At 64.2% G+C, this 16,051-nt stretch carries 10 protein-coding genes and 1 pseudogene; 4 read left to right on the plus strand and 7 right to left on the minus strand.

Going from position 1 to position 16,051, the window contains the following annotated elements:
- The first annotated feature begins 18 nt into the window (after positions 1 to 18).
- The 4 genes and pseudogenes from IE075_RS10055 to IE075_RS15995 all read left to right on the plus strand — a co-directional run.
- Positions 19 to 924 (plus strand): DUF4123 domain-containing protein, encoded by a 906-nt coding sequence (locus IE075_RS10055; RefSeq protein WP_189456086.1) that lies wholly within the window; start codon positions 19 to 21, stop codon positions 922 to 924.
- A 64-nt stretch (positions 925 to 988) separates the two neighbouring features.
- Positions 989 to 1,531: a DUF3304 domain-containing protein gene (locus IE075_RS10060; RefSeq protein WP_189456088.1), complete on the plus strand. Its 543-nt coding sequence runs from the start codon at positions 989 to 991 to the stop codon at positions 1,529 to 1,531.
- Positions 1,528 to 2,955, plus strand: coding sequence for a phospholipase effector Tle1 domain-containing protein (locus IE075_RS10065; protein WP_189456090.1), 1,428 nt, complete (start codon positions 1,528 to 1,530; stop codon positions 2,953 to 2,955). Before IE075_RS10060 ends, IE075_RS10065 begins: the two co-directional genes overlap by 4 nt.
- Before the next feature lie 52 nt (positions 2,956 to 3,007).
- Positions 3,008 to 3,189 (plus strand): annotated as a pseudogene (locus IE075_RS15995) (phage baseplate assembly protein V); the annotation flags it as partial.
- A gap of 302 nt (positions 3,190 to 3,491) precedes the next feature.
- On the opposite strand, the gene IE075_RS10070 reads toward IE075_RS15995, so the two are convergent.
- From IE075_RS10070 to tssF, 7 genes are all read right to left on the minus strand, one after another.
- A complete protein-coding gene (locus IE075_RS10070; RefSeq protein ID WP_189456092.1) occupies positions 3,492 to 4,388 on the minus strand; it encodes a hypothetical protein in 897 nt (298 codons plus the stop codon).
- 515 nt (positions 4,389 to 4,903) lie between these two features.
- Positions 4,904 to 6,538 (minus strand): TIGR02594 family protein, encoded by a 1,635-nt coding sequence (locus IE075_RS10075; protein WP_189456093.1) that lies wholly within the window; start codon positions 6,536 to 6,538, stop codon positions 4,904 to 4,906.
- A 26-nt stretch (positions 6,539 to 6,564) separates the two neighbouring features.
- Entirely contained in the window at positions 6,565 to 7,071 is a 507-nt protein-coding gene (locus IE075_RS10080) for a hypothetical protein (RefSeq protein WP_189456095.1), read from the minus strand.
- 41 nt (positions 7,072 to 7,112) lie between these two features.
- Positions 7,113 to 10,223 carry a type VI secretion system Vgr family protein gene (locus IE075_RS10085; protein WP_189456098.1) on the minus strand — a complete coding sequence of 1,037 codons (3,111 nt, stop codon included), beginning with the start codon at positions 10,221 to 10,223 and terminating at the stop codon, positions 7,113 to 7,115.
- Positions 10,224 to 10,376: 153 nt separating this feature from the next.
- Positions 10,377 to 13,133, minus strand: a complete 2,757-nt coding sequence (gene tssH, locus IE075_RS10090) for a type VI secretion system ATPase TssH (RefSeq protein WP_189456100.1) — start codon at positions 13,131 to 13,133, stop codon at positions 10,377 to 10,379.
- A 31-nt stretch (positions 13,134 to 13,164) separates the two neighbouring features.
- Positions 13,165 to 14,244, minus strand: coding sequence for a type VI secretion system baseplate subunit TssG (tssG, locus tag IE075_RS10095; protein ID WP_189456102.1), 1,080 nt, complete (start codon positions 14,242 to 14,244; stop codon positions 13,165 to 13,167).
- Entirely contained in the window at positions 14,208 to 16,043 is a 1,836-nt protein-coding gene (tssF, locus tag IE075_RS10100) for a type VI secretion system baseplate subunit TssF (RefSeq protein ID WP_189456109.1), read from the minus strand. Before tssF ends, tssG begins: the two co-directional genes overlap by 37 nt.
- Positions 16,044 to 16,051 lie beyond the last annotated feature (8 nt).

Genomic DNA, 16,051 nt, shown 5'->3' on the forward strand with positions numbered 1-16,051 from the left:
GTAGCCCTCGAACGGTACGTGCCGACGTCGCACTCCGATCTGCTCGCGCGATTGACCGCCGATTGCCCGGACGATCATGCGTTATACGCGATCGTTAGCTTGGATCACGCCGAATCCGAGGCTGACGTCGCGCAAGCACTCGGCCTGGCCGAGCAGACGCTTGTGAACGGGATCAACCTCTACAGCGCCTTCTCGGCCGAGTTCCGAAGGACCGGGCCTCGACTCGTGCCGCTGTTGGCCGCAAACCTCTTTGCCATTGGCGCTGCCATGCAGGAAGGGCGCGACCTCGCAGTGATTTGCGTTGCGCTCAATCAGGTCGATTCATTGGCCACGCACCTACAACGGCTGGGCCGCCAGACGCAGCCCGACGGCGGACGGCTGCTGTTTCGATTCCAGGACCCGCTGGTGCTTTCGAACCTGCTGCCCCTGCTACGCGGCGACCAACTTGTTTCGTTGCTGGGCCCGGCAAGCCGGTGGGCCGTCACGGACCCATGTGGGACCCTGCACATTGCAGCCAGGACGCCCCATGAATTGCGAACCCGGTCCGATAGCGAATTGCGCCTGGATGCTCGCCAGCTGGAATCGCTGTCCGCTGCCTTGCATCCGGGGACTGTCATTCTCCAAGCCAACGAGGTCGACTCGACCTTGCTCGCCGATAAAACGAAGTGCGCGCAATGGACTTTGATACGGCAACGGTCTGATCGTGCCCGTGGACACGGACTGCGAACCGATGAGGACATTGCTCTGTTCGTCGTCCTGAGCCTGCAGTTGCCCGACTCCTTCGATCGCTCCGGACCGATTGCTGAAGCCCTCGCACGCAGCCAGGCCAAGCACGCTTCGTTTGGCGACGAAGTCGACGAAATCGATTCGGAAGAATGGGAGCAATGGCAGCAGGCGCTCGAGCTCGAAGGCCACCAAATGTGAAGTCAGAGTGCCGGTAAGCGCCGGGCCGCACGACCGGCCAAAACGAAACCAATGAGCAGGGAATTTGATTTTGATCGACTTCACCGACTGGAAGTGGGCCATTAGAGCCTTGGCCGTCGCAGGGGTGCTGTGGGCCAGCGTGGGCTGCTCGCGTGAGCCCAAGCAGAAAAGCTTAACAGCAATTGCGTACAACTATGGAGAACAGGCATTCGGCCACGTGCTGGTAAACGGCAAATGGGCAGGCCCTGTTTTGAGTGAAGTCGAACCGGGCGGCGTCACGGGTGGCGGTTCAATTTGCTGCGTCAAGATCGAGAAAGGCGCAAAGACAGCGCGCGTCACTATTCAATATATCGATGGGGACTACATTGTCGATGCGCCGATCGAGCAGCCTTGGCCGCCGGACGGATACGGTCACTACCTCGCGATTCACGTGCTGCCCGGGCGAACGGTACAGCTCTCGATCTCGTCAAGCCTCCCTTTTCCGAGGATGGATCTACTGAAAAGTCAGCTTAATGCGCTCGGCATACAGAACTACGTGATCGAGAATCCGCACATGTGGGATCTAGGCCCGGAGACGAATGTCGACTATTCGGAGATCTCCAGATGAGTGCGAGCGCAATCATGCCGCGAGTCCGCGCCGTTGAGAACATGGTGCGGCGATCCCGCCAAAAGACTCGACAGAAGCCAGCGCCTCCTGCCTGTCAGACCTGCAACATCGCGTTGTGGATCAGCTTCTTTTTCGATGGTACTGATAACCATAAGGAGCGGGATTTCCCAGTACGGCACACTAACGTCGTAGCTCTATTTCAAGCGCACCAGTTCTATTTGGAGCGAGGAGTTCGCCCGTTCTACTACGAAGGCTGCGGAACTGATTTTGAGTTCGAGGATCGTTATGAGCGGCTCTACAACCCACACATGGGAGTAGTTGAGCTGAAAGGCCACGTGGAAGAGGAGAACACATTCAACCAATCCATGGGCCGAAACATCGACAAGCGTCTTGAGAAGGCGTTGTTCGAGTTCGAGGACTACATTGAGGGCATTCGGCGGCGCCAGCGCGTTGATGAAATCAACGTCGCTGCTTTTGGCTTTTCACGCGGTGCGACCACCGCGCGGGCGTTCGTGCACTGGGTCGAAGCGCACAGCAAAGTTTCCAAAAGCGGCGGAAAACTTAAATACGACGGCATTCCGCTCAACTTCAAGTTCCTTGGTCTGTACGATACCGTGGAGTCGATCGGCGTGGGCACGCAGAACAACGCATCCGATGTCATCCCCACCAGTATTCCGCAGTATGTCGAGAAGCTGCTTCACGTCGTGGCCGCCCACGAGCTGCGTCCATCATTTTCGCTAACGGACCTTGGCCGCAGCCGGGCCGGATGGTCCACCGTTGTGTACCCGGGTGCGCATGCCGACATTGGTGGTGGTTATGCGGCCAATCAGCAGGCGCGAATCAACGCCATCAATCGAATTGCGCTGCTGCAGATGCTCGATCACGCCCGTGCGGCCGGACTCAAGATGCTGTCCGTCGCCGAGATGATCTCAACGGGGGACGAATGGGAACTCAAGCTCCGCCATTCCTTCGTGTTGTCTAAAAATGCCAAGGAAATCTTCGACAACTACATGTCTCACATTGACAAGCCGTCAGGCGCGCTACCCGAGGTGTTTGCTTCGCACATGAAGTGGTTCTGGAAATGGGTGGACTCGGGGCTTGCTGCAGAGGACACAGGTGGCAAGTTCAGTCGATACTGGCGTGCACCTGACAAACAGGCGGCAGAGCGTCGAAAGGAGCTTGTGGCAATGTCATCAGCTGTATCACAGAAGGCTCGAACGCTGCAAGGAAAGGGGCACGGAGCACTTTTCGGAAAGCCAGTGCATCCGGTTACCGAACGAATGCTGCCCGCGGCCGTCGAGTACGTGCTGGAAAACTACGTCCATGACTCTCAGGCGCACTTTCTGATGTCGGGAACCCGGCTGATCGATACAAATGAGTACGACCTCTATCGCATCCGCAAGGTGCTCGCACCCAAGTCCTGAGCACGGCAGAACGCCGTGTGTGTGCTGCTACTAACTCACCGTGTGCACGCCGGCTCGCGGCCGCATCCGCCTGCGCTTCCATTTCCAGTCCATGACCAGCAGCAGTAAGGCCCCGACAGTACGGGCTGCGCGTGGCCTAGCGCTACGCAGGCCCGGGCCTCGGCGCGCAGTTCCTACCGCGTATCCACCAAGAGGTGCTGGTCGTTTTGTCTCGACGGCGATATCGACTGGCCGTGGCTGTCGGCGCGCCCGCAGCGCTCGGGATGATGCTGGCATCTTGGCCACGCGTTGGTTCGGCACGGCTTGAGCCCGACGAGCCAAGTGCCCAGGTGACATATCGCTATGCGCGCTGCTTAAGACAGCTAGAGCGAGGTCGACGGAAGCGTGCTCGGCGCGGCGCGCGGTGAAGTAGGAGGTAGAGGCCAAGTGGCCAGCGGCTGCGGCCGTGCGGCACACGGCGGTGACTGCTGCGTCTACGACTGGTTGACCTCTCTGCGGCCGCAATCTCTTGGATTGATGGGTTCGAGGCCGCAGGATCAGCACCCAATCCAGTAGGCGATGTGCGCCAGTCGGCCATTCTCAAAGTAGAAGTCGTAAGCGGTTTCCCAGTTGCCATCGCCGCTTGCACCGATGCGGTAAAACTCTCCGACGCGCTCGGCACGCTCGCCAAACAGGCGCTGGAACTGGTCTTCATTGACCTGTCCGACTTTCTCCCCGCTCGACAGGACCAATTGGTTGCGGTCGCTTACGACCATACTCCGCACAACTGCCCTACTGCCATCGGTCTCCAGCACCAGATCGGGGTAGCGAAACTCGCGGATGTCGCCTTCGGAAAAAGCGCTGCCGCATTCGAATGGGGTTGCTGAGTTTTCTTCCGGTGCGCCGAGCGCCTGCCGCACTTCCTCTAGTGGTAAGCCTTCTTCGCTAACCCGTAACGTGTCTCTCACCGCAAACGCTACGACCGCGGGGTCTGGGACGCCCGCCTGTTCGTCACCGGGACCCGCGGCGACCCGGGCAACAATGCAGACATCCTGGGCAAAAGCTTTTTCGTCCACTTTAGCCGTCTGCGCTTTGCAAGCCTGCTGGCAGTAGCGGTGAAAGTTCGCTTCGGAAAATGCAGCGTGGCGTTCAGCCGCGATCAGGCCGCCCCGCGTTGCGCCCGGTAGGTACATAGTCAAATCTTCATCGCAGCGCAGCTGCGTCGCGCACGAGGCCAGCACATCGAGTAGCAACTCGCAAAAACCAGCTGGTTCCCGCAGCGTGGCGCCATCCATCCTTACAACAGCGACAGCCGGCTGACGGATCTCCTGCGTCGTTGAAGAAGGTGATCGGGTAGGTATCGAAGCCGCTTCGACCGATTGCGAAGCTCGCGTGCACGAGCTCAACTGAAAGGCAAAGACTGGCAAGGCTAGCCAACTAACAAGCGTCTTCATGCGCCTTTCCAAGTCGCCAAGATTTCTCAGTTTGATACTGGCATCACGGTCCTACATGGCGCGAATTAGACGCATATCGCCATTCACGTGGCACGCGCCGATTTCACGCTTCGACCTAGCCAGCGATTACTTCAACCCAAGCGGAACTGACCCAGCCCACCTTGCACGGTCCGGTGTAGGTTCGCTCCTTTGAGATCGGCGAAGTGACGCCACAATCGTCATCACCCGGGGCGTACACAACACCCATCCAAGCGCCACGCTGGGACGAGTCGCAAACGAAAAGAAGCTGCCCGTTATGTAGCTTGTCGATCATCGGGAAGGACGTTCCGGGACCAGTTCGCACAGCCAAGAACCCATCTCCATGGGCCTTCAGTCCGGTCACTTGGGCGACCGCAGTGCAGGCGTCAACCTCGGGGCTGCCGCCAATTCTTACAGGCACTGAAGACTGAGCACATGCTGCTTCAAGCCACAGCAGAAGACCTGCTATCGAAACCGCTAGTAACCGATTCACTCCATCACCTCGTGTTTTGGTCTGCTTGCGTGCTTGTAGTGGTTTTGCCGAATTCCGACCGCAGGGATGCCAGCGTAAGGGTCGCGTCCCCAAGGTCGCCCCCTTGGGCCAGCTGCTGCTCCGCATATTCCCTATACGCAATCGGGACAAAGTAACCCTCAAGCTTGTACTTTAGCTTCTGGATATAGACGCTCTTGTGCGGATTGAATGTAATGCTGTCGCCTTGGTTGCCCCCGAGCACTGCAAGGTCGCCTCCCTTTAATTTGCAGTAAACGAATGCGACATGCCCCTGGCCGGGCTTCGCTGGATTGCTGTACACCACCAGCGCGCCGTAAACGGGCGCAGCCAATCGGTAAAAGTTTTGGGACGTCCTAAAGGATTGAGAACCTGCACTGCCGGAGTGCCTGAATCCTGAGGACTTCAAGCAATAATTCACGAAAGAGGCGCACCATGCGGTAGACAAGGATCTGAACTGGAGCCCAATCTCCTTGTGGTAGTTGATGGAGTCATCAATCACTACCTCCTTAATTCCGCCCCATCGCTTCAGCTCTGCAATGGCGATTTCCATCCAAGGTGCGCGCTTTGACCTGAGGGGTACGATTGCCAGCGGGTGTCCCGTGTTTTCTTTGCTTCTCGCCGCCGGTGCCAGCTTGCGAACACTGGCTAATTGTTGTGGCTGCGCCGACTGAGGAGCGGGGCCGTCGTGAATCCAAAGCACTTGACCCGGAAATATGCGATTTGGGTTTCGAACTGTATCCTTGTTTGCTGCGGCAAGCTCTTTCGCATCTACACGAAAACGTTCCGCTATCCTGGCCATCGTGTCGCCGGGCTGGATCACATAACGTACCGGCTTGGGTTTTGTTCGGCGGTTTGACGGGCGGGGATTGTGGCCGGCGAGTGTGCCTGCGTGCTCTTCACTCGAGCGAAGAAAGACGAGCGACTGCGATCGCGCCGGAAGCAGGAACTCTCCAATCTGTTCGAGTGATTCGCTACCCTTTCTGACCAACAGGGTAACGAGCTCCCCCGCAGTAAGCGTCACGAGAGGTGGTAGGCGACCGTAGGCATCGGTCGTCGCTTCCACGGTCGAGGCTCCCCGTTTGATCACAACGGGTTGATTGGGTAGTGGCCGGGCACCGTCGGAAAAGGTGACGACTGTCGCACACACCCACTTTTCTTTCCGGGTTTCTTTCTTGGCGTCGAAACCTTCCATCTGTTCCATCGCCGCCATCAGTGAATCGAGCTGGGCGTCGGAGAGATCTTCGAGTACGACGGTGTCGCTTAGTCCTGTCTTTCTTTTTACAAACGACAGGTACGCTTCGGAATCATTATTATCGTTCGGGGGCGCGTAGGTATAGATCGCCTTGCGCAAGGTCATCGGATTGTACTTTCGACGGAGCAGCGCCCGTTTTTCCGACCGGCCTGCCTCCACGGATGAGAAGACACAAAGCTTTCCGTACTTGGTTTCGCCTATACCGATCTGTCCGGGATAGATGGAATTCTTTTTGGGTCGGAGGTTGCCCGGATTGTTGAAAAGCCATGCCAGCGTTCCACCTGAGCGCAGCATTCGGTCACCATTCTCAGCCATGAATTCTATGGTGCGAATGTCCTGGTGGAAGACGGCTTTGATAAATTTTTTCATGGCAGATCACCCGCTACCTTTTGGGTCTACTTCGGCCTCGTCGTTCCCGCGCGGGGCGGTGTCGGGATGAGGTGCAGCGCCTGCTCTACAGTTGCCTTTGTTCCGGCGTCGCGCACGGACGTCAGGCGGAATATCCAGCGCTGCTCGTCGGGTGATTGCTGCAGCTCATAGCGACGCACCTCGACGGTTGCGTCGTCATCATACGGCGTGTCTTTGTACTTCTTTTGGGCGACGTGGAGCAGCATCTTTTGGCCGGATACGGACACCTTGGCGTCGCGCAGAAGAAAATCGGCCGTGTTTGCGGTGGTGATGACGAACTTAAGGTTGTTGGTGTCATCGCCCTCCAGAACGGGGATCTGGTGCCAGCTCCCGGTTTTCGACTTCGGCTTGAAGAGGAAGCTATAGACCTGGAACGTATGGACGTTGAGGTTGTTGACAAAGCCCGAGTTGATCACCAGCGTCCCTTGCGGCCCGGCGATAGCGTGGCTTCCCCCCGGGTATTGCTGAGCCTGCGCGGGGGTGAGGGCGAGCATGGATGCTAGCGCCAGCGCGAAGGATCTATGCATAGCGTTGATCACGTGTTGTCCGCCTCTATGAGAGTTCTAACCAGATCGGTCGGCAAAGCATCGTCGTTATCCGCTAGCTGTGCGGCATATGGGTCATTTGGGTCAATTTCGTCGAGCTCGGATTCTTGAGGTGTCTCCGAGCTCTGCTCCTGACCGCCCCCCTGGACCTCGATCAGATTCCAACCCGGCTCGCCCACGACGAGGCAAATGCTCTCAGCGCGATTGGAGGTCACCCGCGGAAGTCGACCGTCCTTGCCTACCACGCCGCCAGCAAGGACGTCTCCTTGTTCGTCCAGAACCTTGAACGGCTTTCCAACCCAGCCCATTGCTTCAGCGAGCTCGTCGCTGCCTTCCAGTGCGAAACGCAGGCTGTTCAGCCTGCTCCAATCCGAGCGGGGCAGCGCAGGCGCTTTTGAGTGCGAGCTCTTAGCAGCGGTCAGTTCTTTTTTGCTCGCCTTGAACTTGATTGCCCCGGGCGCGCCAAGCTCGATGTTCCCGCCCTCGAGTTTCAGATAAGCGCCCGCTGCCGTTGCCAGCAGGTGCTTGCTCGGCGCAGCAATGCTGACGTCGGCCCGCGTGCTCGCAATCGTCACGCTCGTCAGTGCCGCGGCGCGGGCGAGGTCGGCGTGGGCTCGGACACTGAGGTTGCCTTGGGCGGCGTGCAGGGCGATGCCGGTCTCGGCGTTTGGCTTCCCCGCCGGCGGCTTGGCGCCGTGGGTGTAGAGGCCGATGCCGCCGGCCACGTTGATGACGGTCTCGCCTTGGCTGGTCCAGATGAAATCGGTGTCCGCGCCGAGGACGGTCTGCGTGCCCGACACCCAGACCTGGTCGGCCGGCGTCGCGACGGTCAGGCCCGCTGCGCCACTTGCGACGAGGATCGGTGCGGACCAGCCGGGCACTTCGCCGGCGCCGCCGCCGATGCCGTTGCCGGGGGCGCTGCCGCTCTGGGTGACCGCGATCGTGTCCAGTGAGGTCTTGAGGGCGACGCCGGCCGGCAGCTCCGCGGCCTCGTCGGGCAGGCCGGCAGCCTGGTTGCGCGCTGATTCGGCGAGGCTCTGCAGCTGCTGTTCGGTGCGGGCGAGCTGGAGTTCGGCGTCAGTCGCGGCGAGTTGCGACCGCCCCTGCTCGGTGGTGAGCAAGAGACCAGCTCCGGCACGCACCGCACCGCCGGCATGGGTGGCCAGTTCGGCACCGAATCCGCGCTCGCGGCCGCGGACGTTGTCCTGCCCGCCCTTGAGGTGGCCTAGCGTCAGCGTGCTGTCGTGCTGCGTAGTGCCGGCCTGCACGCGGCCTTGGCCGGGTGTGTCGTCGAGGCGCAGTTGCTGGTAGCCGCCGCTGCCGTGGCCGCTGGCGGCCAGCTGCTGGGTCTTGAAGCCGGTGAACACGGACCAATGCCCGTTGCCGTCGAACCAGGCCGGTGCGTTGCCGGTGGCGCCGGCGCTGCCGCCTGCGATGCGGTTGTGCGCGGCGTCGTCCTGGCCGCGGCCGTTGTAGAGCGCGCCGATGACGACGGGGCGGTCGATGTCGCCTTCGAGGAACGCCACCAGCACTTCCTGGCCGGCGCGCGGCAGCAGCACGCTGCCCCAGTTGTCGCCCGCCCACGGGCCGGCGACGCGCACCCAGGTCCAGGCCGCGCCGCTGCCGGGGGCGTTGTTCTCGCCGCCCGGGTGGTCGAGGCGATGCGAGGCATCGGCACCGCGCTGCCACGGGAACTGCACCTTGATGCGGTGGTCGCGGTCGGTGTGCAGCGGCGCGCCGTCGGTGACGACGATCGCGGTCTGCGTGCCGTGCACGCGCGGCTTCGGGTGCAGGCGCAGGCCGTCGCCGTCGACCGTGCGCGGCCGGTACGGCACGGCAGCGGGTAGGGCGTCGAAGCGGTTGAGATAGAAGCCTGCGTCGGCATCGCCGTCGGCCAGTTCGCGGTCCACGGCGCCGCCGGCGTCGCGGTGGATCGGCGACAGCCCCGACAGTGGCACAGGCAGCGGCGGTGATGCGAGGTCGGCACGGCCGAGCGCGCGCTCGACCTCGTCGAGGATGCGCGCGCCGAGGTTGTTGCGCGCGCGGTGGTGCACGCGCAGGCAGTGGAACGTGGCCTCGGCCGAGTCGCGGTAGTGATCGTGCTGCGTCAGCTCGAAACGCGCGCCCGGCCGCAGCCGGCGCCAGCGGCCTTCGCCGTCGATCGTCGCGCTGGCCACCTGCAGCGCTTCGAGGTGCTGGCGCGCGTAGCGCTCGCCGGTCTCGCGATCGGGCCAGGCGTAGGGACCGGCAATGTCGACGTCTTCGGTGATTACGTCGCCGTGCTGCGCGCCTTCGGCCGCCGCCGGGCGCAGGTCCAGGCTGCGGTAGTCCCAGCTTGCGCGTGCCAGGCGCGTGGTCTGCCAGCGCCGCGTGCTGCGCCAGTGCTGGATGCTGTCCTCACGCTCGGTCACGTCGGCGCGGTGGAAGCGGATCGGGCCGATGTCGGCAAACGCGTCGTTGTGGTCGGCCAGCACCAGCGTGTGCGCGCCGAGGGTTTCGCCGGTCGCGTCGCCGCTGTGTTCGAAGTGGCAGTGGATGCCTTCCTCGGCGAGCAGGCGCTCGATAAACGCGAAGTCGGTTTCTTCGTACTGCGTGGTCAGGCTGCGCTTGCGGTAGACGGCCGGGTCCTTGAGGTCCCAGCGCCAGGCAGGCACGAGCCGGCCCTGGTCCGCGTAGTCGGCAAATACCGACTCGACGATCTCGACCACGCTCATGTCCTGGAACACGTAGCTGTCCAGGCGCTGGCGCAGGAAGCACAGCCAGGGGTCGACGGTGAGCCTGTAGCGCGCGAGGCCGCCGTTGCTGCCCAGGCGCTCGAATGCGGTGACGTGTCCGTGGAACGGGCGCCGCGCCGACATCGACTCGGCGGTCAGCAGTTCGAGCAGCACCGGCTGGCCGAGCAGCTCGGCCAGGTCGAGGTGTGCATCGACCGACAGCGCGGTCAGGGCCAGCCGGTAGCCGCTCGCATCGAGCGACTCCACGCCGTCGAGCGTCTCGGCGACCAGCACGTCCGGCCCGAGCGGCGTGTGCAGCCGCAGCAGGCGGTCGTCCTGTCGCGGGGCACCGACCATCGGGCCGAACAATGTGGCGAGGGCATCCATTGCATCGATCTCCTTATCCTGCGCGTGGCCGCACACCGGCTGCGGCGACGCCCTCGACAGTCCGTGCGAAGGCGGTCGGTCGCGACGCCTTCGGCAAACGCGACCGGCGACGATCATACCGCCGCACGCTCGCCCGCACGCGCGTGAAAGTACTTACTGCACCTTGTACTTGAACGCGCCTTTCTTGTCGGCGGAGACCTTGATGCGCTCGATCGCATCGCCTTCGGCCATGCGCGCCAGCACTGTCTCGGCGATCTCCGGCAGCAGCGTGCCGCCGAGGATGTGGTCGACGTTGCGGGCGCCCGAGTCGACTTCCGTGCACCGCGCGAGCACGGCGTCGACCAGACGCTCGTCCCACTCGAACACGGCCTTGTGGTTCGACTGGACGCGATCGCCAATGCGGCGCAGCTTCAGCGCGATGATCCGCGCAAGCACGTCGTCCGAGATCGGGTAATACGGCACCACTTTCAGCCGGCCGAGGAACGCGGGCTTGAAGTGCTTCATGAGCACCGGGCGCAGCGCATCGGCGAGCTCGTCGGCCTTCGGCAGTTCGTCGGCCGGCTTGTTGAGGCAGGCCTGCATGATCTGCGAGGAACCGACGTTGCTCGTCAGGATGATCAGCGTGTTGCGGAAGTCAATTTCTCGGCCTTCGGCGTCGTCCATCACGCCCTTGTCGAACACCTGGAAGAACATTTCCAGCACGTCCGGATGGGCTTTTTCGACTTCATCGAGCAGCACCACGCTGTACGGGTTGCGGCGCACGGCTTCAGTCAGCACGCCGCCCTCGCCGTAGCCGACATACCCCGGGGGCGAACCCTTGAGCCCGGACACGCTGTGCGCTTCCTGGTACTCGCTCATGTTGATCGTGATGAGCTTGCGCTCGCCGCCGTAGAGGATGTCGGCGAGTGCGAGCGCGGTTTCGGTCTTGCCGACGCCGGACGGGCCGGCGAACAGGAACACGCCGCGCGGCTTGTTCGGGTCTTCGAGCTTCGCCGATGCGGTGCGCACGCGCTGGGCGACGGCTTCGAGCGCGTGGTCCTGGCCGATCACCCGTTCGGCGAGCATGGACGCGAGGCTGCGCACCACGCGGATCTCGTCCTTGACCATGCGCCCCAGCGGCACGCCGGTCCAGGCGCTGACGATCTCGGCGACGACGGCGCCGTCGACCTGCAGCGGCACCATCGGCGTTTCGCCCTGCAGCGCGCGAAGTTCGGCGAGCAGCACGTGTAACTCCACCTGGCGCGAGTCGACCGGTGCGGACTTGGCCTTCGCACTCTTGGCGCGGCTGCGTGTGGCGACCGCGACTTCGCCCTCGTCTGCCGCGGCGTCGACCGACGCATCGGCACGCGTGGGCTCGGACTCGAGCTGCGTGCGAAGCGCTTGGATGCGCTGCGCGAGCTCCGTCTCCTGCTTGAGGCGGGCCTCGTTGTCGGCCAGGACGCGCTGGGCGTCCGCGCGTTGCTGCACGAGCTCGGCGAGGCGCGTTTCATGCGACGAGCCGGCGGCGCGTTCGCGCTCGAGTGCGCCGAGCTCGGCGTCGAGGCGCTCGAGGAACTTGCGCGTGTCCTCGATGATCGCCGGCGTCGCGCTCTGGCCGAGCGCGACTTTCGCGCACGCGGTGTCGAGCACGCTGACGGCCTTGTCGGGCAGCTGGCGGCCGCTGATGTAGCGATGCGACAGCCGCACCGCTTCGGTGATCGCCTCGTCCATCACCCGGATGCCGAAGTGCCGCTCCATCAGCGGCACGAGCCCGCGCAGCATCGCCGCCGCGATCGCCTCGCTGGGCTCTTCGACCTTGACGACCTGGAAGCGCCGCGCAAGCGCGGCGTCCTTTTCGAAGTACTTCTTGTACTCGCCCCAGGTCGTCGCCGCGATGGTCCGCAACTCGCCGCGCGCGAGCGCCGGCTTGAGCAGGTTCGCGGCGTCGTTCTGCCCCGCTTGACCGCCGGCGCCGATCATCGTGTGCGCCTCGTCGATGAACAGCACGATCGGGTGCGGGCTCTTTTTGACCTCGTCGATGACGTTCTTGAGGCGGTTCTCGAACTCGCCCTTGACGCTCGCACCGGCCTGCAGCAGGCCCATGTCGAGCACGTGCAGCTCCACGCCCTGCAGCACGTCGGGCACGTCGTTCGCCGCGATGCGAAGCGCGAGGCCTTCGACCACTGCGGTCTTGCCGACGCCAGCCTCGCCGGTGAGGATCGGGTTGTTCTGGCGGCGGCGCAGCAGGATGTCGACCACCTGGCGGATTTCGCCTTCGCGGCCGACCACCGGATCGAGCTTGCCGTCGCGCGCACGCTGGGTCAGGTTGGTCGTGAACTGATCGAGCGCGGGCGTTTTCGACAGCCCGTTCGCCGGGACGCCGGCGTCGACGTCCGTGCCGAGCTCATCGTCGCCGGCGTTCGGCCCGGCGTCGGCAAAGCGCACGCCTTGGCTGTCTTCCTGGGACCCCGCCGTCAGCCGCGCGAAGTCGTGCTTGAGCTCCTCGCGCTTGATCTGCGAGAACCGGCCCGAGCCGCGGAACGCAAGCTGCGACAGCGCCGGCTCGGTGAGCAGCGCGAGCAGCAGATGACCGCTGCGGATGCGCGTGGTCTGCGAGTCGAGCGAGGCAATCAGCCAGGCGTGCTCGAACAGCGTCGGCAGGTGCGGGGAGAACACCGGCGTGCGCGTGTTGCCGTTGCGGAAGCGCGCGATCTCGTTTTCCAGATCGCCGCGCAGCCCGTCCGGCGAGATGCCGCTGCGCTGGGTGATCAGCGCGAAATCGCAGCGCGGCTGCTCGAGCAGCGCGAGGAACAGGTGCTCCAGGTCCACCTCGTAATGGCCACGCTGCATGCACAGATTCGCCGCGCGTTCGGCGGCCTGCCGGCAGGTGTCGTCGAGCTTTCCGATCAGGGTCTTGAGGTTGATGCTCATGCGGTGCGGTCCATGCAACGAAGGTGGAAGGTCAGGTCAGGGTAAGCAGGGTGTAGCCGGTGTCTGACCGCGGCTGCGAGGCGGGCTGGGAGCACAGGTAGCTGTCCCAGCCCAGCCGCGCGCCGCCGCCCATGGCCACGCCGCGCACGTGTTCGGGCTTGAGCACGAGCCGAACCTCGTACTCGAGGCTGGCGCCCGTCAGCAGCGTCAGCCACTTGGTCAATGCGAGCGCTGCGTCGTGGCCCGGCAGCAGACTGTCGAAGGTGTCGCGGTCGAGCGGCCCGAACCACAGGCGCATGCGCAGGTCGCGCTGCCAGACGCGGTCACCGGCGAGTGCGGTCGAGCCGAGGCTCGCGTTGCCCACGCCCAGCCGCGTGCACTGCTCGGCGGGCACGCGGTACCACGCGCCCACAAACTGCTCGACCCGCACCGGCACGCGGAAGTAGTCCGACAGCATGCGCTCAAGGAACGCGGCCGACACCGGCCGCTGACCGATGCCGCCGGCGTAATGGGCAATCGCCTGGTCGAACACGTCCGCCGTGCCGTCGACGAGGCGGTCGCGCAGCGCAGGCATGCCGACGCCCGCAAGCGCGAGCACGATCGGCAAGAACCGCTCGCGGCGGTCGAGTTCGTACTGCAGCGGCAGCCGGTATTTCTTGTGTGCGCCGTAGTGCAGCGCCACCGCGCGCGTCGTGAACACATCAAGGAACGCGCGTGCGGCGCGGTCGCGCTCGTAGTGTTCGCGATGCGCGATCTGCTCGGTGTAGTGGCGCGGCAGCGCGCCCGCCGTGCCGAGCAGGCCCGTGAACGCGGGCGTGATGTGCACCTCGCCAAGCGCATCGAGCGTGTCCGCGTCGGCAGCCGCCCCATGAGGCAACCTCTCGCCTTCGCGGTCGAACGCCTCGAGCTGCTCGATCTCGCTCGCGGGAAAGCCGAGCGACAGGCTGTTGCGAAAGCGCAGCCGCGCAGGCACCGCATCGGCACTGCGCATGCCTTGGCGCACGTACAGCGTCTCGAGGATCCGCAGCGCCTGGAAGAACTCGAAGCGATGCGGCTCGGCGAGCAGCTGCCCGGCTACACCAGGGTCGATTCGCCGCTGCGCGCTGGGCATTGGATCAGGGTCTCGCCGTTGTGGTGCGACAGCAGGGTCAGGCGCGTGAAGCTGTTGGCGTGCACGTAGAGTCCGAAGAAGTGGTCGAGCACACGCGCGAACGCGGCCAGCCCGGTGCCGACGAAGCCCCCCTCGTCGACCGTGAGGCGGATCTCGACCCCGCGCACGACGCTCGCGAAATGTTTGCCGGGCAACCACGCGGTTGCCGGCCGGTGCTCGAGCGCGACGATCGCGTCGATCTGGCGGCCTGAGACGGCGCTGCGGGCGAGGTCGTACAGACGCAGCATCTCCTTCAGCGCCGGCAACCCGCTCTGGGTCAGCGACAGATGGTTGAGCGACAGGTGCGAGATCAGCCGCCAGTGCGCGCCGCGGCCGCGCTCGAACTGCAGCGGCCGGCTCGGCTTGCGCAGCAGCGAAATCGTCCGCGCCGGGCCGCCGCCCTCCATCGTGAGGTCGCCGCCCTGGACGCCGAACGCGAGGTGGCTGGGCAGGTCGCGGTTGCTGCAGGTCAGCTCGAGGCTGATCACGTCGGTCTGCGGCTGCGCCGGGTTGAAGTCGAGGTCGACGAAGGACAGTTCGGTTTCGAATCCGGGGCTGTGGCGGGCGACCTGCTCATTGCGGCGTGCGAGCCAGTAGTGGCCCGTGTGGTCGGCGCTCTCGCCATGGTGCAGCGAGTAGAACGGGCGGAACTCGGTGATCTGCTCGCCTTGGGGCGACTGTCGAATGCGGCGGACCGAATCGATCGAGTGCACGTCGAACGCGAACGCGCGTCGGGCGTCAGCGATCACCGGATAGGTCGCGGTCCGATGCGTCACGCGGATCGGCTCGCCGTGCTGCGCGAACAAGTTGACGACCGGCGTGCAGCCCAGCAGGACGTTGTCAGCCGTCATCGGCTCGAGCACGCGCGCGGCGGCCGAGTCGGCCGGCAGGCTGCCCAGCACGAGGTGCAGCGTGAAGCTGCGACCGCCGTGGCGGCGCAGCGGGCGCAGGTCGAGGTCGAAGAAGCCGAATTTTTCGGGAAACGCGAACAGCTCGGTCAGCAGGCGGTAGGCCGGGTGCGAGCGCTGCGGGAAATCGATCAGCGCCTCGTCTTCAGCGAAGCCGCATTGCTTGAGTGGCGACTCCTCGAGCGCATGCCAGCGGCCGGCGCCTGCCGGTTCGATATAAGCGGCGCGAACGTTCATCGCGAGCACGTCGCGCAGCGTGGCGCAGAACGAGGGCTCGCCCTCCGTGAACAGCCGCAGGCGGTCCAGTCCCAGGCTGTCGAGTGAGGGGCGGTCGCCGAGCAGTTCGAATGTCAGCGCGATCTCACCGCCGGCGCCGGCCGGCAGGGACACCGACATCGGCGCGTCGGTGATCGGCTTGAATGCGGCGCTCGCGATGCGGATCGGGGCCAGCGTGACGTCGTAGGCCGTGCGGAACTTGCAACTCACGCCCCGCACTGCCCGGGTATGCAGCAGCGTGCCGCGCGGGATCGTCACCGGCGCGCTGAGTTTGGCGACCGCCGGGCCCGCATCGAAGCGGGCGATCGAGCACGACGGGAAGGTGCGCAGATAGTGCGGGTAGAGCACCTCGAGAAGCGCTTCGGTGAACTCCGGGTAGTCGTCCTCGATCTTCTTGTTCACGCGTGCCGACAGCAGCGCGAACGCCTCGATCAACCGCTCGACATGCGGGTCCTGGCTGCCGTCCGCCGACAACAGCAGCCGGCCGGCAATCTTGGGGTAGCGCTCCGCGAACTCGCGCCCATAGCCGCGCAGAAAGCCGAGCTCGCGCTCGTAATAGGGCAGCAGGTCATCCATCGCAACTC

Origin of the sequence: Cognatilysobacter bugurensis (assembly GCF_014652095.1) — a bacterium.
GTDB lineage: Bacteria > Pseudomonadota > Gammaproteobacteria > Xanthomonadales > Xanthomonadaceae > Cognatilysobacter > Cognatilysobacter bugurensis.

Bases quoted from the DNA above. Each gene is read 5' to 3' on its own strand.
- IE075_RS10065 (WP_189456090.1), top strand. From the start codon at position 1,528: ATGAGTGCGAGCGCAATCATGCCGCGAGTCCGCGCCGTTGAGAACATG.
- IE075_RS10070 (WP_189456092.1), bottom strand. From the start codon at position 4,388: ATGAAGACGCTTGTTAGTTGGCTAGCCTTGCCAGTCTTTGCCTTTCAG.
- IE075_RS10075 (WP_189456093.1), bottom strand. From the start codon at position 6,538: ATGAAAAAATTTATCAAAGCCGTCTTCCACCAGGACATTCGCACCATA.
- IE075_RS10080 (WP_189456095.1), bottom strand. From the start codon at position 7,071: ATGCTCGCCCTCACCCCCGCGCAGGCTCAGCAATACCCGGGGGGAAGC.
- IE075_RS10085 (WP_189456098.1), bottom strand. From the start codon at position 10,223: ATGGATGCCCTCGCCACATTGTTCGGCCCGATGGTCGGTGCCCCGCGA.
- tssH (WP_189456100.1), bottom strand. From the start codon at position 13,133: ATGAGCATCAACCTCAAGACCCTGATCGGAAAGCTCGACGACACCTGC.
- tssG (WP_189456102.1), bottom strand. From the start codon at position 14,244: ATGCCCAGCGCGCAGCGGCGAATCGACCCTGGTGTAGCCGGGCAGCTG.
- tssF (WP_189456109.1), bottom strand. From the start codon at position 16,043: ATGGATGACCTGCTGCCCTATTACGAGCGCGAGCTCGGCTTTCTGCGC.